The 21,791-nt window shown below is 74.1% G+C and carries 19 protein-coding genes; 8 read left to right on the top strand and 11 right to left on the bottom strand.

The features are described from left to right. Positions 1-93: 93 nt before the first annotated feature. From ACIPYS_RS34800 to ACIPYS_RS34785, 4 genes are all read right to left on the bottom strand, one after another. On the bottom strand, positions 94-591 hold the full coding sequence (locus ACIPYS_RS34800; protein ID WP_400753806.1) for an ATP-binding protein: 498 nt from the start codon (positions 589-591) through the stop codon (positions 94-96). Between the two features lie 151 nt (positions 592-742). After that, complete coding sequence (locus tag ACIPYS_RS34795; protein ID WP_159425202.1) at positions 743-1,129, bottom strand: hypothetical protein; 387 nt, start codon at positions 1,127-1,129, stop codon at positions 743-745. Positions 1,130-1,424: 295 nt separating this feature from the next. Then, positions 1,425-2,102: a fasciclin domain-containing protein gene (locus tag ACIPYS_RS34790; RefSeq protein ID WP_400753802.1), complete on the bottom strand. Its 678-nt coding sequence runs from the start codon at positions 2,100-2,102 to the stop codon at positions 1,425-1,427. A gap of 84 nt (positions 2,103-2,186) precedes the next feature. After that, positions 2,187-3,848: a molybdopterin-dependent oxidoreductase gene (locus ACIPYS_RS34785; RefSeq protein WP_400753799.1), complete on the bottom strand. Its 1,662-nt coding sequence runs from the start codon at positions 3,846-3,848 to the stop codon at positions 2,187-2,189. A 297-nt stretch (positions 3,849-4,145) separates the two neighbouring features. Here ACIPYS_RS34785 and sigK point away from each other — a divergent pair, with 297 nt between their 5' ends. Both sigK and ACIPYS_RS34775 read left to right on the top strand, forming a co-directional pair. Continuing rightward, positions 4,146-4,730 carry an ECF RNA polymerase sigma factor SigK gene (gene sigK, locus ACIPYS_RS34780; protein WP_400753797.1) on the top strand — a complete coding sequence of 195 codons (585 nt, stop codon included), beginning with the start codon at positions 4,146-4,148 and terminating at the stop codon, positions 4,728-4,730. After that, positions 4,727-5,524, top strand: a complete 798-nt coding sequence (locus ACIPYS_RS34775) for an anti-sigma factor domain-containing protein (RefSeq protein ID WP_400753794.1) — start codon at positions 4,727-4,729, stop codon at positions 5,522-5,524. The genes sigK and ACIPYS_RS34775 overlap by 4 nt, the downstream gene beginning before the upstream one ends. 20 nt (positions 5,525-5,544) lie before the next feature. Here ACIPYS_RS34775 and ACIPYS_RS34770 read toward each other — a convergent pair whose 3' ends face one another. Beyond that, on the bottom strand, positions 5,545-6,375 hold the full coding sequence (locus ACIPYS_RS34770; protein ID WP_093864131.1) for a PIG-L family deacetylase: 831 nt from the start codon (positions 6,373-6,375) through the stop codon (positions 5,545-5,547). Between the two features lie 181 nt (positions 6,376-6,556). Then, positions 6,557-7,231, bottom strand: coding sequence for a TetR/AcrR family transcriptional regulator (locus ACIPYS_RS34765; protein WP_093864132.1), 675 nt, complete (start codon positions 7,229-7,231; stop codon positions 6,557-6,559). A 138-nt stretch (positions 7,232-7,369) separates the two neighbouring features. On the opposite strand from ACIPYS_RS34765, the gene ACIPYS_RS34760 reads away from it, so the two are divergent. The 3 genes from ACIPYS_RS34760 (at position 7,370) to ACIPYS_RS34750 (ending at position 9,960) form a co-directional block, all read left to right on the top strand. Next, positions 7,370-8,380, top strand: a complete 1,011-nt coding sequence (locus ACIPYS_RS34760; RefSeq protein ID WP_400753913.1) for an NAD(P)-dependent alcohol dehydrogenase — start codon at positions 7,370-7,372, stop codon at positions 8,378-8,380. Positions 8,381-8,617: 237 nt separating this feature from the next. After that, positions 8,618-9,262: a SigE family RNA polymerase sigma factor gene (locus ACIPYS_RS34755; protein ID WP_400753789.1), complete on the top strand. Its 645-nt coding sequence runs from the start codon at positions 8,618-8,620 to the stop codon at positions 9,260-9,262. Then, positions 9,262-9,960, top strand: coding sequence for a hypothetical protein (locus ACIPYS_RS34750; RefSeq protein ID WP_400753786.1), 699 nt, complete (start codon positions 9,262-9,264; stop codon positions 9,958-9,960). The genes ACIPYS_RS34755 and ACIPYS_RS34750 overlap by 1 nt, the downstream gene beginning before the upstream one ends. Positions 9,961-10,036: 76 nt before the next feature. Here ACIPYS_RS34750 and ACIPYS_RS34745 read toward each other — a convergent pair whose 3' ends face one another. Further along, positions 10,037-10,432 (bottom strand): transposase, encoded by a 396-nt coding sequence (locus tag ACIPYS_RS34745; RefSeq protein ID WP_159425203.1) that lies wholly within the window; start codon positions 10,430-10,432, stop codon positions 10,037-10,039. 146 nt (positions 10,433-10,578) lie between these two features. Then, a complete protein-coding gene (hemB, locus tag ACIPYS_RS34740) occupies positions 10,579-11,556 on the bottom strand; it encodes a porphobilinogen synthase (protein ID WP_400753783.1) in 978 nt (325 codons plus the stop codon). 277 nt (positions 11,557-11,833) lie between these two features. Here hemB and ACIPYS_RS34735 point away from each other — a divergent pair, with 277 nt between their 5' ends. Then, on the top strand, positions 11,834-13,018 hold the full coding sequence (locus ACIPYS_RS34735) for an MFS transporter (protein WP_400753780.1): 1,185 nt from the start codon (positions 11,834-11,836) through the stop codon (positions 13,016-13,018). A gap of 99 nt (positions 13,019-13,117) precedes the next feature. Here the strand turns inward: ACIPYS_RS34735 and ACIPYS_RS34730 are convergent, their stop codons facing one another. From ACIPYS_RS34730 to ACIPYS_RS34720, 3 genes are all read right to left on the bottom strand, one after another. Beyond that, positions 13,118-16,009 (bottom strand): non-ribosomal peptide synthetase, encoded by a 2,892-nt coding sequence (locus ACIPYS_RS34730; protein WP_400753777.1) that lies wholly within the window; start codon positions 16,007-16,009, stop codon positions 13,118-13,120. A 107-nt stretch (positions 16,010-16,116) separates the two neighbouring features. Beyond that, entirely contained in the window at positions 16,117-16,941 is an 825-nt protein-coding gene (locus tag ACIPYS_RS34725) for an SDR family oxidoreductase (protein WP_400753774.1), read from the bottom strand. Continuing rightward, positions 16,938-17,642: a thioesterase II family protein gene (locus ACIPYS_RS34720; protein WP_400753771.1), complete on the bottom strand. Its 705-nt coding sequence runs from the start codon at positions 17,640-17,642 to the stop codon at positions 16,938-16,940. The genes ACIPYS_RS34725 and ACIPYS_RS34720 overlap by 4 nt, the downstream gene beginning before the upstream one ends. 704 nt (positions 17,643-18,346) lie before the next feature. Between ACIPYS_RS34720 and ACIPYS_RS34715 the strand changes: the two genes are divergently transcribed. Continuing rightward, a complete protein-coding gene (locus tag ACIPYS_RS34715; protein WP_400753769.1) occupies positions 18,347-20,935 on the top strand; it encodes a beta-ketoacyl synthase N-terminal-like domain-containing protein in 2,589 nt (862 codons plus the stop codon). Further along, the gene (locus ACIPYS_RS34710; protein WP_400753766.1) at positions 20,928-21,677 is read left to right on the top strand and encodes a thioesterase II family protein; all 750 of its coding nucleotides are present in this window, start codon (positions 20,928-20,930) and stop codon (positions 21,675-21,677) included. Before ACIPYS_RS34715 ends, ACIPYS_RS34710 begins: the two co-directional genes overlap by 8 nt. The last annotated feature ends 114 nt before the right edge of the window (positions 21,678-21,791 follow it).

The raw sequence follows: 21,791 nt of genomic DNA, 5'->3' as shown, positions 1-21,791 counted from the left end.
TATGACGAGCGCTCCGACGGCGCCCGCCACCGCCCCCGGTCCTGAAGGTCCGTTCGTACCGCGACCTCCCGGTGGCCCGGCCGGGGCGGGCCGTCACCAGGTGCGGCACGGCCGCGCCGAGGGGCGCGGGGCCGCTGTCCGTCCGGCCGCCGCGGACCGGTCGGGAAGGAGGGCGTGGACGGTTTTGCCGCTGCCGGCGTCGAGCGTCAGGGTGAGGCTGTCGGTGAGGGCGGCGACCAGGAGGAGTCCTCGGCCGTGCACGTTCTCCGAGGACAGCGGAAGGACCGTCGGCGCGGTCCGGCTGGTGTCGCTGACGTCGATGCCGATGCCGTGCCGGTGGCAGGTCAGGGTGAGGCGCCCGGGGCCGTCGGTGTGCTGGACGACGTTCGCGGCGAGCTCGGTGACGACGAGCAGCGCGTCGGCGAGCAGGGCGCGGTCGCCCGGGTGGGTGCGGTGCAGGAAGGCGCGGGTGGTCGAGCGGAGCAGTGCCGCGCACCGGGCGTCGTTGGGGAAGGACAGGCAGACGCTGTCCGGGGCGCGGCGGCGGGTCCGGTCCGGGCGGATCGTCGGGGTCTCGGTCGCGGTGTTCATGGTCGGCGGGTCCTTCGTGTCCCGTCCGTCGGTCGGGGCGGGCGGCGGTGGTGTCGTGCGGGTCGCGGCCCCCGAAGGCGGCGTCGCGATCGGGGGCCGGTGGGGCCGGGCCGGCCGGGGCGGGACTGCCGACCCGGCCAGCGACGGGGTGTCAGTGCCGGCAGTTCCAGTAGCCGTCGTGCCAGACCTTCTCCCAGTGGGCGGGCTGCCAGAGGTTCTTCCAGCCGGCCTCGTGCCAGACCTGGTGCCAGTAGCCGTGGTGCCACTGGTGGTGGCCGTCCCACCAACCGGGCTGCCACTGGTTCTGCCACCAGCCGGAGTGCCAGGCCTTCGACCAGTGCCCGGGGACGAGCTTGTTCTCCCACCAGCCGGGGTGCCAGGTGCACGTGCCATGGCCGTGCTGATGCGTCTGGACGGTCGACGTGGCGACCGCCGGGGCCGCGGAGGCCGAGGTGGCGGTGGTCAGGGCGGCACCGCCGGCCAGCAGGGCGCCGGCCATGGCGACGGCCAGCGGGCGCCGGATTCGCGTTGCGGGCATGGTTGTACACCTCCTTCCTGAGACGTGGTTCGAGGTGCGGGGGCCGGCCTGCGGGGACTTCCGGGGCCGGGAAACCTTCCTGCCCCTGATTCGCCGCGGCGGCCGGGGCGGATTGCCCGGTTCCGTTTCCTGTGCCTGCGCGCCTGCGCCGGCCCCGGTGCCGGTCGTCGGACGGGGCGCGGGCCTCGGGCCCGGCCGCGGGAAAGCCGTCGGGGCGCTGGGCAGGCGCGGGAGAGGGCGGACATGGTGCTGTCCCCGGCCACGGGGAGGACCGGGGACAGCGGTACGGGGGAGATCAGGAGGCGGGCATCAGCACCGTGTCGACGATGTAGACGGTGGCGTTGGCGGTCTGCACGTTCCCGCACAGGACCTTGGCGGCGCCGTTGACCGTGAAGTCGGGAGCGCTGCCGGTGGCGGTGACCTCGTGCGTCTCCAGGGTCTTGTGAGCGCCGGTCAGCGTGCTGGGGGAGAGGCGCTGGGGCACGACGTGGTAGGTGAGGATCCGGGTGAGCTTGTCCTTGTCGGCGAGGACCGCGTCGAGGTCCTTCTTCGGCAGCTTGGCGAAGGCGTCGTCGGTGGGGGCGAAGACGGTGATGTCCTTCGCCGAGTTGAGGGTGTCCACGAGTCCGGCCTTGATGACGGCGCTGACGAGGGTGGACAGCAGCGGGTTGTGGGAGGCCGCGGTGGCGACCGGGTCGGCGGCCATGCCGGCGAAGGAACCGGCGCCGTCCTTGGGCACGGCGGCGCAGGCGGCACCGAACGGCTGCCCGGCCGACGCCTTGTCGGCCGCGGGGTCCGCCATGGGGTCCGCCGCGGGGCTCGCCGGGGCGGTGGCCGCGGCCTTGGCGGACGCACCGCCGGCGGTGTCCGACGCCTTGCCCGCGTCGTCCCCGCCGCAGGCGGTGAGGGAGGCGGTGAGCACGCCCGCGACGAGCAGGGCGGCGAGAGGCGTGCGGTGCTGGATGGCGGTCATGGGATTCTTCTCTTCTCGGACGGTGGTGTCTGGTCGCACGCGGCGGAGGGTCCGCCGCGCTTCGGAACGGGTTGTCGGAGTGGTTCAGTGGACCGTGACGACGGTGCTGTGCCAGCCGGTCGCCCCGGAGGGGAAGGGCGGTCTGCGGGTCTCCTCCTGCACGGCCCCGGTGCCGTCGGTGGCGCGGACCTCCAGGCGGTGGGTGCCGGGAGCGGCCGCCGTCCAGGTGTGGTGCCACTGGCGCCACACGTCGGGGCCCGTGTCGGCCGTGAGCCGGGCTTCCTGCCAGGGCCCGCCGTCGACGCGGACCTCGACGGCGGCGATGCCGCGGTGGGTGGCCCAGGCCGTGCCCGCGACGGTGACCTCCCCGGCCCGGACGCGGGCGAAGGCGGCCGGTACGTCGATCCGGGAGGCGGTGCGCACCTCGCCGGTCCGGTCCCAGCCGCGCCGCACCCAGTAGGGGTCGCGCGCGGCGAAGGTGGTCACCTCCAGGTCGACCAGCCATTTGGTGGCGGAGGTGTAGCCGTAGAGGCCGGGGACCACGCTGCGGCAGGGGAAGCCGTGTGCGACGGGCAGCGGCGCACCGTCCATGGCCACCGCGAGCAGCGCGGCACGACCGTCGAGGACGCACTCCAGCGGTGTGCCGATCGTCATCCCGTCCTCGGAGCGGCCGAGCAACTGGTCGGCGCCCGCGCGGATCCCGGCGCGGCGCAGCAGCGCGGGCAGTGGTGCGCCCAGCCAGCGGGTGGTGCCCGCGTAGGGCCCGCCGACCTCGCCGGAGACGCAGGACAGGGTGTGGTCCAGTTCCTCCAGCGGTTGGGCGAGCAGGTCGGCGAAGGACAGCTCCACGGGGTGGTCGACCATGCCGTGGACGCGCAGCGTCCAGTCGCGCGGGTCGATGCGGGGCAGGGTGAGCGCGGTGTCGACCCGGTAGAAGTCGTCGACGGGGGTCCGGAACGGGGGGAGACCGGGGATCGCCGGGCCTTCCCGGGGTGGTGGCGGCGGAAGCGGCCGGGCCGGCGGCGGGAGCGTGAGCGAGGCGCGGACGGCGGAGACGTCGTTGCGCCGGTCGGCCAGCCGGCGCCCGGCGGCGCCGAGGCCGGCGGACAGGACGACGACGGCGCCCGCGGTCAGCGCCTCGCGACGCCCGGGCCGAGCGGCGGGGACGGGAGGCGGGCCGTCGGCGGCCGCGGCCGGGTCGTCGGTGGCCGCCGCGGTGCCGGCGGCGGGTGCGTGCTGTCGGGGGCCGGGCCCTGCGGGCCGCGCGCCCGACGGGGCCGTTCGCCGTGCCGTGAGGAGGGGCAGCACGGCGGCACAGACCAGGGCCGCCGCGAACGGGGGCAGGGCGTCCCAGGGCCCGGCGTCCGGACGGGCCAGCGCCGCCCACACTCCGAGGCCGCCGAACGCGGCGCAGAACAGGACCCCGGTGGCACGGCGCGCGGCGGCCGCCGGTCCCAGGACGGCGGCGGTCACGCCCATGGTGGTGTGGATCCCGGCGATCAGGACCGTCTTGTCCCAGGTGCCGAAGGAGCGCACCGCCCATTCCTTGACCGCGGTGGGCGCCAGGTCGATCGCGGCCGAGCCGATCGCGACCACCGGGGCCGCCTGCGGGCGGACGAACGCCGCGGCGACCTCGCCCGCGGCGAGGCCCGCGCAGACGGCGGCGATCCCGCACGCCATCCTGACGGGCAGCGCTGCGTCCGGCCTCCGGGGCCGGTGACGGGGAGTGGTCGCATCGTTGGTCACGTGCTGCATTCGGCGGACCGGCCGGGTCGGATGGGTGAGCCGTCCGGGTTCACCCGATCGAGTGGCAGAGTCGCCCGGATCCCGCTGAGGGCAATCCGCCGGGCCGCCGGACGCGAATAACGTGCGAGCGAAGAAGGACACCGGAAGAGGGACACCGGTGAAGTCCGGAACCGACACGGTTCCCACGAGTACCCGGGAGGCCGACATGCGGGCCGCATCCGCCCGTCCGGCCGGCGCGTGCCCGCGGCACGTCCGTCCGCCCGTCCGCAGGTGCTGCGGGCACCGGAGGCGGCGGCAGTGAGTTCCGTGGTGTTCCTGCACGGCAGGCCGGAGCCGCCGCCCGACCTCAGGTCGGTGATGGCGCGGGTCTCGAAGGGCGACCACCAGGCGTTCGCGGATCTGTACGACGCGGTCGCCGGGCCGGTCTTCGGCCTGGTGCGACGGGTCCTGCGCGACGAGGCCCAGTCGGAGGAAGTGATGCAGGACGTGATGCTCCAGGTGTGGCGCGGCGCGGCCCACTACGACCCCGCCCGGGGGGACGTGATGCCGTGGGTGATGACCATCGCCCACCGCCGTGCCGTGGACCGGGTCCGGTACTGCCGCGCGGCCGCCGAGCGTGACCGTGCCGCGGTCGCCGGCGCACAGGAGACACCCTTCGACGACGTGGCCGAGCGCGCCGAGACCCACCTCGACCACCAGCAGGTGCGGCGCTGCCTGCGCGGTCTGACCGACCTGCAGCGCGAGTCCGTCCTGTTGGCCTACTACCGGGGCCTCAGCTACCGGGAGGTCGCGGAACGGCTGCACACCCCGTTGGGCACCGTGAAGACCCGCATGCGGGACGCCCTGATCCGGCTGCGCGACTGTCTGGGAGTCGGATCATGACCAGCCCCGCCGACGACAACCTCCACCTCCTCACCGGCGCCTACGCACTGGGAGCCGTCGACGACGCGGACGAACGAGCGGCCTTCGAGGCCCATCTGACCGGCTGTGCCGCCTGCGAGGAGGAGACGGCGGGCTTCGGTGAGGCGCTCGCCCTCCTCGGTGCCGACCGCAGCGTCCCGCCCCCGCCCGAACTGCGCGCCCGGGTCCTGGCCCGCCTTCCGTACGAGCGCCAGGAGCCGCCCGCTCCTCCCGTGCCGCCGTCGCCGCGGGCCGCTGCCCCGCCGGGGCCGGCCAGCCGTCGGACCCCCTCGCGCCGGTGGCCCCGCCTCGCCCTGGCCGCGTCCCTCACCGCGGCCACCACGCTCGGCGCCCTCGCCGTGGAGCAGCACGACCAGGTGCAGCGGGAGCGCGCCACCGCGGAGCAACTGCGCGTCCGGCAGGCGGCCTTCGGTGAACTGCTGACCGCGCCCGACGCCCGGGTGAGCACCACCGCCGGGCCCGGCGGCCACGGGACCGGCACCGTCGTGTGGTCGGCCGGCCGCAACCAGGCCGGTTTCCTCGCCGCCGGGCTTCCCGCCCCGGCGCCGGGCCGCGTCTACGAACTCTGGCTCGACCGTCAGGGGACCTTCGCACCGGCCGGCCTGCTGGCGGACGGCGACGGCGCGCTCCTCCTCACCGCACCCCTCGACGGGGCCCGCGCCGTCGGTGTCACCGAGGAGCCGGCCGGAGGATCCGACCGCCCCACCACCCAGCCGGTCATGGCGCTGCCTCTCGGCCGCGCTCGTACCGCCTGAGTGGCGGGGAGGCCGACCGCTCAGCGCAGGCCGGCGAAGAGGTCGTCCTCGGGAAGGGCGGCGCCGGTGGTGTCCTGGACCCGGACGAAGGTCTCCACGCCCATCAGCTCGGTGAACTTCTCCTTGCCCATCTTCAGGAAGAAGATGTTCTCGCCCTGGCTGGCGTGCGCGGCGAGCGCGTCGAACTTCTGGCCGCCGAACCCGGTGGTGTCCACCCAGGTGGTGATCTCCTCGTCGGGGAGGCCGATCTCGGGCATTTCCGGCTCCTCGGCGCCGGGCTCCTCCCAGTCGCCGCCGAGCTCGCGCATGACCTCGCCGAAGCGCGCCATCATCGAGCGCGGGGCCGTCGTCCAGTAGAGCTTCGGCGTCGCGCCGGCCAGCTCCAGCGCCCGCGACGTGATGCGGTTGGCCTGGATGTGGTCGGGGTGCCCGTAGAAGCCGTTCTCGTCGTAGGTCACGACCACGTCGGGCCGGTACGTCCGGATCAGCTCGGCGAGGCGGGCGGCGGCCTCGTCCACCGGCGTCGTCCAGAACGAGCCGGGCGCGTCGTTGGCGGCCCAGCCCATCATCCCGGAGTCCGCGTAGTCGAGCATTTCGAGGTGGTCGACCTTGAGGACCTCGCAGCTCGCCTCGAGCTCCTGACGGCGCATCGCGGCGACGGCGGCCGGGTCGTGGCCCGCCTCCCCGGGCTTGACACCTCCCGGGCCGTCTCCGCAGGCGCCGTCGGTACAGGTGACGAGTACCGTCCGGATGCCCTCGGCCGCGTAGCGGGCGAGCACGCCGCCGGTACCGGTGGCTTCGTCGTCGGGGTGGGCGTGCACGGCCATCAGCGTCAGGGGCCGGTCGGTCATGGGAATCGTCCTTCGGTCTGCCGGGTGTTCGGCCTCAGTGTGCGGCACGGGTCCGACAGCGGGCGGCCGCCGTGCCTCTGATCGACTGTTGGGAACGACGGGGCCGCTGCCCCTATTCCGGTGCACCGCGTCCCCTCGCGGGTAAGCGCCGCGGTGGTGGCGGGGCCCCGTTCCCGCCGGCTCAGCCGGCCGCCCGGCGGAGGCCGTCGAGGACGAGGTCGAGGCCGAACTCGAACTCGTCGCCGTAGCTGTAACCGGGCCGCATGACATGGGCGGTCGCTATCTCCGTGAGGTACGGGTACTCGTCGTCGCCGAGGCCGTCGAGGATGCTGTGCGCGAGTTCGGCGGTCTCCTCGGGGGAGTCGAAGGGCAGCGTCTTCTCCTGCAGCGCGAATCCGTAGACGTAGCTGTCCAGGACCGAGACGGCGTGGGCGGTCAGCGGGAGGGAGAAACCGCTCCGGCGCAGGCAGCCGAGGACGGCGTCGTGGTGGCGCAGCGTGGCCGGTCCCGGGGTGGAGCGGGACTCCATCAGTCCGATCGCCCAGCGGTGGCGGGACAGCGCGAGGCGCATGGAGAGGGCCCGCTGCCGCATCGCCCGGTGCCAGTCGTCACCCGGGGCGGGCAGGTCCACCTCGGCGAAGACCAGGTCGACCATGCCGTCGAGCAGGGCCTCCTTGTTGGCGACGTGGTTGTACAGGGACATCGCCTCGACCCCGAGGGCCTCGCCGAGCCTGCGCATGCTGAGCGTCTCCAGGCCGCGGGTGTCGGCGAGTTCGACGGCGGCCAGCAGCACCCGATGACGGGTGAGCGTCCGGCGCGGTGGCTGCGGCGAGGACGGGGGAGGGTGCGGGGTCACTGTCCGTGGTCACTTTCTGGTGATGCGCCTGGTGCCGTCGACGGCGTTGACGAGCTTACGCCGTAAGTGCTGTACTTACGGCGTAAGTCGCCTGCTTACAGCGTAAGTGGGCGAAGCGAGGAGGCGGGAGCGGTGACCATGAGGACGACCGACGGGACCGGGACGATGACGGCCGTCGTGCAGGAGGGCTACGGCACCGATCCCGAGGCCGTGTTCCGCACGGCGCGGATCGCCCGGCCGGTCGTCGGACCGGGTGAGGTGCTGGTGCGGGTGCTGGCCTCCAGCGTGGACCGGGGGACCTGGCACATGATGGCCGGGCTGCCGTACGCCGTCCGGCCCGTGAGCGGGCTGCGCGGGCCGAAGCTGCCCAACCCCGGCCGCGCCCTCGCCGGTGTGGTCGAGGAGGTCGGCCGTGAGGCGGCCGGGTTCGCGCCCGGCGACGAGGTCTACGGCACGGCCGTCGCGGCCTTCGCCGAGTACGCCGTCACCCGCCCCGACCGGATCGCGCCCAAGCCGGGCGGACTGGGCTTCGAGCAGGCGGCGACGGTCCCCGTCAGCGCCCTCACCGCGCTCCAGGCGGTCCGTGACCGGGCGGAGGTCCGGCCGGGCCAGGAGGTCCTGATCACCGGGGCGGCCGGCGGCGTCGGGACCTTCGCCGTCCAGATCGCCCGCTCCCTCGGCGCCCGGGTCACGGCTGTCGCGAGCACCGCCAAGCTCGACGCGGTACGGGCCCTGGGCGCCGAGCACGTGCTCGACTACACCCGTGACGACTTCCTGGCCGGCCCGCGGCGCTACGACGCCGTCGTGGACATCGCGGGCAACCGGACCCTGCGCGATCTGCGCCGGGCCCTCACGCCCCGGGGCAGGCTCGTCATCACCGGCGGCGAGACGAACGGCCGCTGGCTCGGCGGTACCGACCGTCAGCTGCGCGCGCAGCTGCTGTCCCCGTTCGTCGGCCAGCACCTGGGCACCTTCATCGCCTCGGAACACGCGGACGGCCTGCGCGACCTGACCGCCCTGATCGGGACGGGTGCCGTCACCCCCGTCCTCGCCGGCGTCCACCCCCTGGCCGAGACCGCCGCCGCCGTCCGCCGCCTCCTCGACGGCCGGGTCACGGGAAAGCTGGCCCTCGCCGTCCCCGCACCGTGACGCCGACGCGCCCGCCCGGCTCCGACGCGCTCCGACCGGAGCCGGGGCGGCTGCCGCTCCCTGCCCGGTCCCTGCCCGCTCGCTGCTCGCTGTGCCGCCGTGCCCGCCGTCGACCGGGCGTCCGGCGGCATCGCGGTCGGATCGGCGCCGACGTGCAACCTTTGCGGCCGTGCGGGGGTGAGTAGGGCGGAGCGGCGGTCCGGTGGGGCCGTCGCGCGGATCGCGGAGAGGAGCGGTATGACCGCGAGTGCAGTACCCGTACCGGTGGAGGACCGGTCCCGGTCGGTCGCCGGACCGATCGCCGGACCGCCTTCCCGGGCGGCTGCCGGGGAGGGCTCCGGTGTGCGGGAGCTCGGCTTCGAGGGGTTCGCCGCCACGCGTTGGCGGCGGCTGGTGCGTACCGCCTACCTGCTGACGGGGGACCACCACGAGGCCGAGGACGTGGTGCAGGCGACGCTGGCGAAGGTGTTCCGGAGCTGGTCCCGGATCAGCCGGCTGGACGAGCCGGACGCCTATGTGCACCGGGCCCTGGTGAACAACAACCTGACCCGCCACCGGCGGCGCCGGGTCAGGCAGCTGCTCGTGCCCGTCCTGCCCGAGCGGGCGCACAGCGCGGGCGCCGGGCACCGTGACGTCGAGGAGCGCTCGGTGCTGCTCCAGGCGCTGGCGGGACTGCCGCCGCGCCAGCGGGCCGTCGTCGTCCTGCGCTACTGGGAGGACATGAGCGAGCAGCAGGTCGCCGAGGTGCTCGGCTGCTCGGCGGGCAATGTGAAGAGCCAGGCCAGCCGGGGCCTGGCGAAGCTGCGCGGGCATCCGGCGCTGGCCCCGTACGCGGTGGGGACCGGTTCGACGAGCGAGGGCACGAGCGGAGGCAACAGGTGATGGACACCGAGGACATGGTGCGGGGCGCGCTCCGGGGGGAGGCCGACGGGCTCACCGTGGGGGCCTGGTCGGCCGCGGCCGTGCAGGTCCACGTGCGCCGGCAGCGGCGGGGCCGCCGTTTGGCGCTGGGTGTGTCCGCCGTGGCGGCCGCGCTGGTGGTGGGCGGTACAGGTGCGGTCCTGTCGGCGGGGGACGGGGCCCGGGCCGTGGCGCCGGCGGCGCAGCCCCTGCCGGCACCGGCCGGGCCGGCGCCCGAGGCCGTGGTCGTGGAGCCGGGCCAGCAGGTGCCGCTGGGCCGTGAGGACTGGTGGATGCAGCTGAAGGACAAGGAGATCTGCATCCACGACCCCGTCGCCTACAAGAACAGCCAGGAGTGCGGCGGGTTCTCCTGGGCGGGGAGCGCGACCGAGATCACCATGCAGTACCTCGGGACGGGCCCGGACTACCGGGAGGGCCTGTACAACCTCGTGTACCGGGGGCCCGGGCGGGTGGCCTCGATGGCGGTCGAGCTGGAGGGTCAGGGGCACTGGGCGACCGTCGCCTCGCTCCCCGGCGACCCGGGTTTCGCCAGCGGCATCTACTGGGGGCCCGCGCTCAAGGACTCCAGCGGTCCGGGCGGCTACCCGCTCGGAGGTGTCCGGCTGGCCGCGTACGACGCCGAGGGAAGGGTACTGGCGAGCACCACGCTGTCGTCCTGAGACGGCATCGGCCACGCCGGGGCACGCGGAGCGGTCCGTGGGTCCCGGCGTGGATCCGTGCGCGCACGGCAGTGCGCTACGGTCGACCGCATGCCGGGCCCGGTCCGGGCCGGTCGGTGCCGGCCCGGCGCACCCGTACCGAGGCGGCGTCGACGATCGCCGACGTCCAGTCCGGTTCACCACAGGCACCCGGCCTGTCCGGAGCGGCCCGGTGCAGGCGGCACCACAGCCCGGCCCTGGTCCAGGCGGAGAAGCGCCGGTGCGCGGTGGCTGGTGAGACCCCGAAGGTCGGTGGCAGCTGCCGCCACGGGCATCCGCTGGTCAGGACGTAGACCACGGCGGCGAACACGGCCCGCTCGTCCAGCGGCGCGGTGCCACCGCCCTGGCGACGCGTCGCGAACGACGGCAACAACGGCGCGACCTGGTCCCACAGGCCGTCGGGGACCAGTCGCAGCGACAGATCAGCGCCCACGGAGTCATGATGCCCGCGGAGCACCCCGATCCCACGTCATTATTGTCATGAACGTTACGGATATTGGCCGTGTCGGCGTCCCCGTTCGGTGCCGGTCGGGCCCAGGTCCGGTGCCGCTCCCGGGCCGGTGCCGCTCCTGGGCCGGCTCAGCGCCGGTCCAGCCAGCCGGCCGCCTCCGTCGCCCAGTAGGTGAGCACGATGTCGGCGCCCGCGCGGCGGATCCCGGTGAGCGACTCCAGTACCGCGCGCTCCCGGTCGATCCAGCCGTTCGCCGCCGCCGCCTCGAGCATCGCGTACTCGCCGGACACCTGGTAGGCGGCCACCGGCACGTCGGAGAGGTCCTTCACTGCCCGGAGGACGTCCAGGTACGCCGTGGCCGGCTTCACCATGATCATGTCGGCGCCCTCGGCCAGGTCCAGCCGGGCCTCCCGCAGGCCCTCCCGCGCATTGGCCGGATCCTGCTGGTAGGTCCTGCGGTCGCCGACGAGCTGCGAGTCGACCGCCTCCCGGAACGGCCCGTAGAAGGCGGACGCGTACTTCACCGCGTAGGCGAGCACCGCCGCCTCGGCGCGGCCCGCCCGGTCCAGCGCGGCCCGGATCGCGGCCACCTGGCCGTCCATCATGCCGCTCGGCGCGACGACGTGCGCCCCGGCCTCGACCTGCGCCACGGCCATCTCGGCGTAGATCCGCAGCGTGCGGTCGTTGTCCACCGCGCCGTGCTCGTCGAGCACCCCGCAGTGGCCGTGCTCGGTGAACTCGTCGATGCAGACGTCGCCGATGATCACCGTCCCGTCGCCCACCTCGGACCGGACGTCGCGCAGCGCCGCGTTGAGCACGCCGTCCGGATCGAGGCCGCGCGAGCCGTCCGCGTCGTACTCGAGCGGGATCCCGAAGAGGATCACTCCGCCGACTCCGGCCTCCACGGCCTCGACCACCGCCTTGCGCAGGGAATCGCGCGTGTGCTGGACGACACCGGGCATCGAGCCGATCGGAACCGGTTCGGTGGCGCCCTCCTTGACGAACAGGGGCAGCACCAGGTGGCGCGGCTCCAGAGTGGTCTCGGCGACCAGTCGTCGCAGGGCGGGGGTTCGCCGAAGCCGTCGCGGCCGCTGTTCCGGAAACACCGATGTCCTCCTCGGGGTCGACTGCGGTCCAGCCTACGACCGTCCCGGTCCGTGGCCGGACACCACCACCCGGGTGCCGCAGCGGAGTTCGGCCCTTCGGCCCGGCCCCGCGGAAGCGCCGCCCGGGCCGCCGCGCCATCGGCCCCGCACCCCGCCCGGGACCGTCCTTCGACCACGACCGGCCAAGTTGTGGAGACCGAGGACCACTTGGAGCGATCACAAGCTCCGTGCACGTTTTTCCGCCTAGGCTCATTCCCGGACACGAGGGAGTGAATCCGTGCGAACCGAGTTAGCACCCGAGACCGGGACCACCGACAGGCGAGCCGTCCGGTACGCGCTGCTGATAGCGCTGGCGAACGGGATCGGCTATCTGCCCTTCGCCCTGACCATCCCGATCCTGCCCGGCCACGTCACCGGCCGGCTGCACGGCGGCCCGGCCGAGGTCGGCGCGGTCATCAGCGGCTACGCGCTGACCGCGCTGCTCGCCCGCCCGGTGTCGGGCGTGCTGATGAACCGCCTCGGCACCCGGGCCCTGACGATCGGCGGAACGGTGCTGACCGCGCTCGCCACGGTCTGCTACCCGCTCGCCGGCTCGATCACCGAACTCATCGGCCTGCGCATGCTGCTGGGCGTCGGCATGGGTGTGATGCTGGCCGCGGTCGGGGTATGGCCGGTGCAGCTCGTCGCCGAGGACCGGCAGGGCTGGGCGCTGGGTCTGGGCGGCACGGTGAACTACGTGGCCATCGGGCTGGGCGCGCCGCTGGGATCCCTGATCGAGCACCTGGTGGGCACGGCGACCACCTTCGTGATCGCGGGACTGGTCGCCCTGCTCGTCGTCCCCATCGCGCTGTACGTGCCCGAGGTGAGACTCTCCTCGACCTCCGAACGGGCCGGTGCCGAGCAGGGCCGGGCCGCGCTGCTCGGCGTCGTGCTGCCCAGCGTCGCGCTGGTCTTCACCGCGTTCGGCTTCGCGGCGGTCTCCAGCTTCGCGGTCGCGAAGTTCGACGCCCTCGGCATCGCCGGGGGCGCGGTCGTGGTCACCGCCTACTCCCTGACCGTGGTACTGCTGCGGGTGGCGGGCAGCTGGATCCGCTGGGAGGCCACCCGGCCGGTGGAGCTCGCGGGCCTGTTCCTCGTCGAGGCCCTGGGGGTCGCGCTCCTCGGGACGGCGGACGGCCTCGGCCTGGGCGTGGTCGGCGGCGTGCTCATCGGGGTGGGCATGTGGCAGATCTACCCGATGCTGGGCCTGTTCGTGGTGCGCTCGGTCAGCGAACGCCGGCGCGCCACGGCACTGTCGACCTTCGGCGCCTGCTTCACGGTGGGCCTCGCGGCCGGCAGCGGCTCCCTCGGACTGGTCGCCGGGGCAGCCGGGTACCGGACGATGTTCCTCGTCTGCGCGGCCTGTGTCGGCCTGGGCATGCTGGTGGCCGTGGCGGCGGCCCGGGTGGCGCGGATCGACTGACCCCGCCGGTTCCGGGGCGGTACCGGCGGGGTCGGTCCATGTCGGTCGATGTCGGTGCGGGTCGCCGCGCTGCGGGTCAGGTCGGGGCGGCCGGTGGGGTCACCGCCCGGCCTCGACGAGTTGTCGGACGTACGCGACGAAGCCCGCCGCGGTCGAGTGCTCGTAGAGCTGCTTCGGTGACACCCTCGGCAGGTCCCGTTCCCGCATCTCGGCGAGGACCCGGACGACCAGCAGTGAGTTCCCGCCCAGGGTGAAGAAGTTGTCCTGCGGGCCCACCGGGGTGTTCAGGAACTTGCTCCAGATGCTCAGGACGTCGTCGGTGATCCGGTCGGAGGCGGGCGGTCCTCCCTGGGTGTCGGGGCGCCTTCGGGCGCCGGCCGGGGTGTCGGCGGAGCCCTGGCGCGGATCGGGCAGGCCGGTGACGTCCGGCTTCCCGTTGATCGTGAGCGGGATCGCAGCGACCACCGTGATCGTGGTGGGCATCATGTAGTCGGGAAGTTTCGCCCTGGCGTGCGCGAGGACCTCCGCCGGGTCAGCGGGCCGGTCGGGACCAGCGGTCCGGCCCGGGGCAGTGGTCCGGTCCGGCGCCGCGTCCAGGACCACGTAGGCGTCGATCCGGCTGCTCGCCGGATCGTCCGGATCGTCCCGGTCCACCACGACGGCCGCCGCCGTCACCCGGGGAGCGCCCAGCAGCACGGTCCGGATCTCGTCCAGTTCGATGCGGTGCCCGCGCAGCTTGACCTGGTTGTCCAGCCGGCCGAGGTGGTCGAGGCGGCCGTCCGGGCGCAGCCGTCCCTTGTCGCCGCTGCGGTAGACGCGTTCACCGGTCGCCCCGTCGAGGACGAACCGCTGCCCGGTCAGCTCCGGCAGGCCGAGGTACCGGTCGGCCACACCCGCGCCGCCGACGTAGATCTCACCCGGGGCGCCGGGCGGCAGCACCCGTCCCCGCTCGTCCCGGACGGACACCGACCAGCCCGGCAGTGGACGGCCGACCGACCGCGATCCCGCCGCGACCTCCCGCGGGGTCACCGTCTGGGCGGTCACGTGCACGGTGGTCTCGGTGATGCCGAACATGTTGACCACCCGGCAGTCGGACGCCGGGTGCCGGGCGAACCAGGGCGCCAGCATGCGCACGTCGAGCGGTTCGCCGCCGAAGACGACCAGCCGCAGGGCCAGTTCCCGCCGGAGGCGTTGATCGGTGCGGACGAGCTGCGCGAACGCCGACGGTGTCTGGTTCAGCACCGTGACGCCCTGCTCGGCCAGCAGCTCGTAGAACTCCTCGGTGTCGCGGGTGGTCCAGTAGGGCACCACGACGAGGCGTCCGCCGGTGAGCAGGCAACCCCAGATCTCCCAGACGGAGAAGTCGAAGGCACCGGAGTGGAACAGCGTCCAGGTGTCGTCCGGGCCGAGCGCGAAGTCCTCGGCGGTCGCACGCAGCAGCGCCAGCACGTTGCGGTGCGGCACCACCACACCCTTGGGCGTGCCGGTGGAGCCGGAGGTGTAGATCACGTAGGCGGGACCGTCACCCCGATCGCCGCTCGGGTCGGCAGGGTTTCCGCCGGTGGTCGCCCGGTCCGCCCCGAGCTCCGTCAGCGCCGCCGGGGACAGCAGCCGCACCCCGGGAACCGACGGGAAGTCCGCGGCGGCGGTGACCACGACGGGCACCTCCGCGTTCTGCGTGGTGAAGCGCAGTCGCTGCGCCGGGTAGCGCGGATCCATCGGCACGTACGCACAGCCCGCCTTGAGCACGCCGAGCAGGGTGACGACCAGATCGGCGTCCCGTTCCAGGCAGACGCCGATCGGGCTGCCCGGCGCGACGTCCAGTGCGGACAGGCCGGCCGCCACCGCGTCCGCCCGGTCGTTCAGCTGCCGGTAGGTCAGCCGGTCGCCGTCGGCCACCAGGGCCACGGCGTCCGGCCGGGCGGTGGCCACCTGCTCGAAGGCGCGGTCGATCCGCCCCGGGACGGGAACCGTGTCGGCCGCTCCGCCCGCCCGCAGGATCGCGTCGCGTTCGGTGGGCGGCACCAGCTCCAGTTCGGCGATCGGCAGCGTTGCGGGCGCGTGCGCCAACTGGCGGGCCAGATGCGCCGCATGTGCGCAGAACTGCTGCGCGACGGAGGCGTCCACGCTGCCCCGGTCGAACCGGCAGGTCGCGTGGGAGGCGCCCCGGTCCAGTTGGACGGTGAGGGGGAAGGGCGGGACGAGGGCGGCGGTGTAGTCGCCCTCTTCGAAGGCGGGGCCCAGAACGACCCCGACCGCGGGCGGGTCCTGCGGTGCGGTCGGCGTGACGGCCGGGTCCTGCTCGAACCGGCGGAGGAACTCCGCGGCGGAGCAGTCCGGGTGCTCCTCCAGCGCGTGCACACGGACGACTTCACCGCTGCCGGGCCCGCCATCGAGGTCCAGCACGCCGAACTCGGTGCGGTCCCCACCGGCGTACCGGCTCAGGGCCAGGGCGATCGCGGGCAGGAGGAGCCGTTCGGCCGGTTCGCCGAGGCCGCCGAGATCGATCCGCGCGCTGCCGACGAATCCTCGCAACTCCGGTTCGCCCGAGCCCCATTCGGGCCCGCGGCGTTGTGCGGGGTCCGGCCGTTCCGCGCCGCCGGGCCGGGGCGGGGCGGCGGGCGGCACACCGGGAAGGACGCCGCCCTCCTCGGCGGCCCCGCCCAGCACCCGCCGGGCGATCCGCCGGAGCGCGGCCGGTGGGACCACCGCGCGGACGGCCACCAGGACCAGGTCGGCCGTCCCGTCGGTGTACCGCAGGGCCACCGCCCGCAGTGGAGGGCCCTCCCGGTGGATCGGCCGCGAGGACTCGGCGCGTCTGCGGTGCTCCGCCGTCGGCTCGTCCGCGCCGCTGGGTACCGGGGTCTGCCAGATCCGGACCGGACCGGGCACCGCTCCGGACAGCAGGTGCTGCGGGTCCGCGTCGGTGGGGAGCCGCAGCACCAGGCTGTGACACCCGGCGGCGGGTTCGTCGATCGTCGATGTCGTCACGGGGGCCTCCTGGTCACCGGGAGTCGTCGGGGGTCGTCGGGAGCAGTCGGGGGTCGTCGGGGAAGCAGCGGTCGTCGGGAAGGCAGCGGTCGTGGGGAAGGCAGCGGTCATCGGGACGTGAAGCCGCCGTCGACGGTCAGCACGCTGCCGGTGACCTGGCGGGAATCGTCCGCGGCGAGCCACAGGGCCGCGCCCGCGATGTCGGACGGCTCGATCAGCGCGTTCATCGGCTGGTCCCGGACGAAGATCTGCTCGTGCTCGGCGACCGGGACCTCCAGGGAACGGGCGATCTCGGCGAGCATCCGGCCCTCCAGCACCGGGTCGTCCCGGACCGACCCGGGGCAGAGCGCGTTCACCCGGACCCGCATCGGGGCGTAGTCGAGGGCCGCGGCCCTGGTCAGCCCGATCAGCCCGTGCTTGGCCGCGACGTAGCTCGCGAAGTGCCGGTACCCGACCGTGCCGGCGGTCGAGGAGATGTTGATGATGCTGCCGGCCCGGCGGTCGACCATCACCGGTGCGACCGCCTTCATCATCCGCCAGGCGCCGGAGAGGTCGACGTCGAGCATGAGCGACCACTCGTGCTCGGTGATGTCGTGGGCGATCTTCCCGGACGGCGAGGCGATTCCGGCGTTGTTGACCAGTACGTCCACGGTGCCGAACCGGTCGAGTGCCCGGTCGACCGCCAGTGCGCACTGCCGGGCGTCCCGTACGTCGACGGCGGCCGTCACGGTCGCGGCGCCCGCGCGCTCGCACAGGGCGGCCGTGTGCTCCAACTGGCCGGACGATCCCAGCGGATAGGGCACGTCGGGGAGGTCCCGGGTGATGTCCAGCAGCAACAGGTCGGCCCCCTCCTCGGCGAACCTGACCGCGCAGGCGCGGCCGAGGCCGCGGGCCGCGCCGGTGACGATCACCGTCCTGCCGGTCAGCCTCACCTCGTGCTCGCGGCCGTCAGGCGCAGCAGCCGTTCCGGATCGTCCACCAAGTACATGTGACCGCCCGGGAGTTCACGGTAGGAGAACGGGCCGGTCGTGGTCCCGGCCCACTGTTCCGCCTGCGCCCGGGAGACGAGTCCGTCCTGCTCGCCGCGCAGGGCGGTGACCGGCACGGAGAGCGGATCGGTGCGGGTGGGCCGGTAGTTCTCGTGCAGCTCGACGTCGGCGCGGAGGATCGGGAGCAGGACCTCGACGAGTTCGGGGTCGTCGAAGGCCGCGTGCCGGTAGCCGGCGAAGCGCTGCACCCCGGCGATGAACTCCTCGTCGGCCAGGCCGGTGGCCCGCTCGGCCCGCCCGTCCTGCGGCCCCGGCGATCCACTGACGAACAGGTGGCGCAGCCCGGGGTGACCGATCCGCTCGAGTTCCCCGGCGATCTCGTAGGCGAGCACCGCGCCGAGGCTGTGGCCGAACAGCGCGAGCTCCGCCCCCTCGCCGGCGTCGGCCAGGATCCTCGGTGTCAGCTCGGCGACGGCGTCGGCGACCTTGGCGAACGGGTCGTCCAGGAATCGTTCCTCGCGCCCCGGCAGCTGGACCGGAAGCAGCCTGACACCCGGTATTTCGAGCTTTTCCCATTCCCGGAAGAAACCGGCGCCACTGCCCGCGAAAGGCAGGCAGGCGAGAACCGTCGATTGTGCACTCATGGGCCCTCATCCTTCTTCGTCATGCACGAAGTTTCCCGATAACCAAGTCCCGGTGCCGCTCGGCAGCGTAACCCACGGACGGCTCCACCGACCACGATCCGTCGGTGCGGGTGGCCGATGCTCGACGGCGGCTGTCGGTCCGTGGCACCGGTCGGGGGTTCGCCGAACGGACTGCCGGTCCGGCGCCACCGGCACTCGGGCTACCCAACACCCGGCCCCCCGCAAACCTCGGCTCTCGTCGATGCGTTGGCCCGGACCGCCGCTCGGTGGAGTGCCGACGAACCGCCCCCCGTGCTGTGCGACCCGGCCTTCGCGCGGCCCGCTCCTTCCGTTCGGGAGGTACGCGTCCGGAGGACCGTGTCTCACGTGGTGCCCGGTCCTCCGCCGCCCACCGCCCGGCGGGGAATGCGGAGCGGCCGGTCGAATGGGCCCCGCCGTTGCTCCGGTCCGCCGTCGAGTTCATGCTCCGGAGATGCCACATGAGACATTGTCAAATGCGTGATGGGACGGCGGACAAACGGTGACGGAGCTTGTTCCGGCCGGAGCCGGCGTGCTTAGACTTGCGGATATGGTGGATCACCACGGAGTGCGTCGGGAAAGCTTCCAGGGTTTACGGGATTTATCGGACCGGGTGGTGTGATGACTTCTTCGCGCTGGGCGATATTCACTGATCATGAAAACGGGCGCGGGCGGGGAGTGGGGCGATGAGCATCCACGAACCGCCGGTCACCCGGACCGAGCGGATACTCGCCGAGATCTGGTGCGAGGTGCTCGAACTCGACGAGGTCGGTGTGCTCGACAACTTCTTCGAGGTCGGCGGGTACTCGATGCTCATGCAACTGGTGCGGGCGCAGATCGCGGAACGCACGGGTGTCCGGCCGACCTTGCCCGAACTGTTCATCCACTCCACGATCCGGTCGTGCGCCGCCTTCCTCGACGGATCGGCTGCGGGCGGATCGGCCGCGGGCAGCTCGGCGAAGGGCGGTGCGGGGAAGGGCGGTGCGGCCACCGCCGGTACGACCGATCGGTGGGACAACGGCCCGTCAACCGATGGCAGTTCGGACCGCGACACGGCCCGGGAGGCGGTCCGCGACACGGACATCGCCGTCATCGGGCTCGCCTGCCGCTTCCCGGACGCGGTCGACGTCGACCGGTTCTGGGACAACCTCGTGTCCGGCGTGGACAGCATCAGCCGCTTCCCCCCGAAGAGCATCCCCGGCCCCGGCGGAGGCAAGCGCGAGTACGTGCCCGCACGTGGCCTGCTGCGGGAGCCGGAATGGTTCGACGCCGGCTACTTCGGCTACACCCCGCGCGAGGCCCTGCTCACCGATCCCCAGCACCGGGTCCTGCTGGAGTGCGCGGTCGAGGCGATCGAGGGCGCCGGCTACGACCCGGACCGGTTCCCGGGCCTGATCGGCGTCTACGCCGGGTGCAGCCTCTCCTCCTACACGGAGACCCTGCGGGCCGCACAGCGGGAGGACCGGTCGATCACCACCTGGGACATTCTGATGGGCACCACCGGCGACTACCTGGCCAGTCGCATCGCCTACAAGCTGGGGCTGCGCGGGCCGACCGCCAACGTTCAGGCGGCATGCGCCACTTCGCTGTACGCGGTGCACTTCGCCGCGCGCGCCCTGCTCGCCGGGGAGTGCGATCTCGCGCTGGCGGGCGGCAGTTCGGTGCGGCTGCCGGCCGAGCTGGACAACTACCGGGTCGGCGGGATCACCTCGCCGTCCGGCGTCTGCAGCCCGTTCGACACCGCCGCGGACGGGGTGGTCGGCGGTCAGGGGTGCGGCATCACCGTGCTGAAGCGGCTGGCCGAGGCCGTCGCCGACGGCGACCACATCCATGCCGTGCTGCGTGGTTCCGCGGTGAACAACGACGGCAGGGACCGTGCGGGGTTCACCGCGCCGGGAGTCCGGGGTCAGGTCGAGGTGGTCCGGGCGGCCCAGCGGGCCGCGGGCGTCACCCCCTCGTCCGTCACCTACGTCGAGGCGCACGGCACCGGCACCCGGGTCGGGGACCCGATCGAGGTCGCCGGGCTGAACCAGGCGTTCGACGACGGGCAGCCCCGCGAGGAGCCGTGCCTGCTCGGCTCGGTGAAGGGCAACATCGGGCACCTCGACGCCGCCGCCGGTATCGCCGGGTTCGTCAAGACGGTGCTCGCCGTGGAACGCGGGACGGTCCCGCCCAGCCTGCACTACTCCGTGCCCAATCCGGACATCGACTTCGCGGCGGGCCCGTTCGTCGTGGCCACCGAGCCCACCCCGTGGGCGCCCGCCGGGCAGCCGCGGCGGGCCGGTCTCACGGCCCGCGGTCTCGGCGGCAACAACGCGCACATCGTGCTGGAGCAGCCGCCCGCACCACCGCCGCGCGCGAAGACCGGGGACCACCAGGTGCTGGTGCTGTCCGCGCACACCCCGGCCGCCCTGGACGAGCTGACGGCCCGGGTCGCCGGCCGGCTGGCCGACCGCCCGGACCTCGAGCTGCGGGACGTGGCCTGGACCTTGCAGGTCGGCAGACGGCTGCACGGGTACCGCCGGTTCGCCGTGGTGCGCGACCGGCAGGACGCCCTGCGGGTGCTCCTCGGGGGCGCCCCGGAACGCCTGGTCGGCGGTGAACACGCCAGGGACGGGCGGGCCGTGGCGCTGCTGGTGCCGCGGCAGGCCGACGCCGAGGCGGTGCGGCACTGGCAGGCCCTCGGTCTCCACCCGGACCTCACGCTGGGGCCGGACACGGACGATGCCGCGATCGGGTCCGCGCTGGACACCCCGGGCCGGGTGTTCCTGGACCTCGGCGTCCCGGGCGCGGCCGCACGGCTGCGGGAGCACCCGCGGTGGACGCCGGACCACCTCGTCGTGACGGTCACCGACCCGCTGGCGGCGCTCGGTGAGCTGTGGCTCGCCGGGCTGCCCGTCGACTGGGCCGCGGCCCGCACGGGGCCGGTGCGGCGGGTGCCCCTGCCCGGCTACCCGTTCCAGCGGCAGCCCTACCTGCTGGAGGCGGAGCCCACCGGTCAGTCGTCCCCGTCCGTTCCCGAGGCCGGGCCGAACACCGAGCGGACGGTGTCGATGCTGTTCACCGAGATGCTCGGCCTGCCGGAGGTCGACCCGGAGGACAGTTTCTTCGACCTCGGCGGGGACTCGCTGGTGGCGAACGAGCTGGTGGGAAGGCTCGAACTGCTGCTGCCGGTGCGGCTGGAGGTGCGGGCGATGTACGACGCGCCGTCGGTGCGGGAGTTCACCGCCCTGGTCGAGGAGCAGCTGCGCGGCGCGGCGGTGCGCGGTGACTGAGATCCGGGTGATCGAACGCCCCGCGCCGGCCACCGCCGTCGCCACCCTGTACTGCTTCCCGCACGCGGGCGGCGCGGCGGGGGAGTACGCGCGCTGGGCGGCGTACACGCCCGGCCTGCGCCTGGTGGCCGTCCAGCCGCCGGGCCGGGCGCACAACCTCGGCGCACGGGCGTTCACCGCGATGCCGGAGCTGGTCCGGGAGGTCCTCGCCAAGGTGCGGTTCACCCCGCCGTTCGCCCTGTTCGGCCACAGCCTCGGCGCGCTCGTCGCGTTCGAGGTGGCCAGGGCGCTGGGCACCGGGCCGGCCCGGCTGTTCGTCTCCTCCTGTCCGCCGCCGCCGCTGTCCGTGTCGGACCCGCCGCTGCACCTGCTGGACGATCCCGGGCTGCACGCCGAGATCGAACGGCGCTGGGGCCCGCTGCCGGCCGGCACCGGGGCCGACCGGGACCTGCTGGCCGCCGCGCTGGCCTGCTACCGCGCGGACCTCCAGGTGCTGGAGACCTACGAGCACGTGCCCGGCCCCCGGCTGCGGTGCCCCGTCACCGCCCTGGCCGGTGCGGGGGAGTCGGAGGGAGCGGAGTGGACGGCAGGCTGGCGGGACCTCACCGACGGGGCGTTCGCCGCGCACGAGCGGCCGGGAGGCCACTTCCACACCCGGGACGACCTCGACGGGCTCGGCCGGCTGCTCGGCGACACGGTGCGTGCCGACCTGATCCGGGCCGAGCGCGGTACGAGCAGGTGAGAGCGGCGGGGCCGTGCCGGCGGGGGGGGGCGCCCCCGCGCGCGCGCCCCCCCCGCGGGGGGGCGCGGGGGCCGCGGGGGGGGGGCGAGACCACCCGGGGGGGCGGGTTGGACG

Origin of the sequence: Kitasatospora sp. NPDC089913 (genome assembly GCF_044748625.1) — a bacterium.
Classification (GTDB): Bacteria; Actinomycetota; Actinomycetes; order Streptomycetales; family Streptomycetaceae; genus Kitasatospora.
This window is presented reverse-complemented; position numbering and strand designations above follow the sequence as displayed.

Excerpts from the sequence above, each read along its gene's own strand:
- ACIPYS_RS34775 (WP_400753794.1), top strand. The coding sequence starts at position 4,727 with ATGACCAGCCCCGCCGACGACAACCTCCACCTCCTCACCGGCGCCTAC.
- ACIPYS_RS34770 (WP_093864131.1), bottom strand. The coding sequence starts at position 6,375 with ATGACCGACCGGCCCCTGACGCTGATGGCCGTGCACGCCCACCCCGAC.
- ACIPYS_RS34790 (WP_400753802.1), bottom strand. The coding sequence starts at position 2,102 with ATGACCGCCATCCAGCACCGCACGCCTCTCGCCGCCCTGCTCGTCGCG.
- ACIPYS_RS34720 (WP_400753771.1), bottom strand. The coding sequence starts at position 17,642 with ATGAGTGCACAATCGACGGTTCTCGCCTGCCTGCCTTTCGCGGGCAGT.
- ACIPYS_RS34755 (WP_400753789.1), top strand. The coding sequence starts at position 8,618 with ATGACCGCGAGTGCAGTACCCGTACCGGTGGAGGACCGGTCCCGGTCG.
- ACIPYS_RS34800 (WP_400753806.1), bottom strand. The coding sequence starts at position 591 with ATGAACACCGCGACCGAGACCCCGACGATCCGCCCGGACCGGACCCGC.
- ACIPYS_RS34760 (WP_400753913.1), top strand. The coding sequence starts at position 7,370 with ATGAGGACGACCGACGGGACCGGGACGATGACGGCCGTCGTGCAGGAG.
- ACIPYS_RS34750 (WP_400753786.1), top strand. The coding sequence starts at position 9,262 with ATGGACACCGAGGACATGGTGCGGGGCGCGCTCCGGGGGGAGGCCGAC.
- ACIPYS_RS34715 (WP_400753769.1), top strand. The coding sequence starts at position 18,347 with ATGAGCATCCACGAACCGCCGGTCACCCGGACCGAGCGGATACTCGCC.
- ACIPYS_RS34795 (WP_159425202.1), bottom strand. The coding sequence starts at position 1,129 with ATGCCCGCAACGCGAATCCGGCGCCCGCTGGCCGTCGCCATGGCCGGC.